Genomic DNA, 407 nt, shown 5'->3' with positions numbered 1-407 from the left:
CCTGCATTAGATACTACAAGTGTATAAGTTAGCACTCCTCCTGGTGTTACTGGATTTGGACTTGCTGTCTTTACAACTGAAATATCTGCTTCTCCTACTGCAGCCTGTATCTCTACACATACAGATGACACATTATTAAGGAAATTAGGATCCGGTGTTGTTGAAGTTACAATTGCTGTATTATTTATACATCCTGTAGCTGTTGTACTTACTGTTCCTCTTATTAAAATAGTTCTAGAAGTTCCAGCTGCCAAGGTTCCTATATCAATTGATCCTGGCCATGGATTAAAGGTTAATCCTCCATTTAATGAAAATTCTGGTCCTATAATACTAGATGAAACATTATCATTTACAATAACATCTTGTGCATCATTTGGTCCTGCGTTGGATACTACAAGTGTATAAGT

Annotated in this window: 1 protein-coding gene; it reads right to left on the bottom strand. The window is 36.4% G+C overall.

Features of this window, described 5'->3' with window-relative positions; translation table 11 throughout:
* Positions 1-407 (bottom strand): DUF11 domain-containing protein (locus B2W91_RS00335; protein WP_291578253.1); only part of this gene is annotated, 407 nt, incomplete at both ends.

It is taken from the genome of Clostridium sp. UBA6640 (assembly GCF_002455975.1).
Lineage (GTDB): Bacteria > Bacillota > Clostridia > Clostridiales > Clostridiaceae > Clostridium_J.
This window is presented reverse-complemented; position numbering and strand designations above follow the sequence as displayed.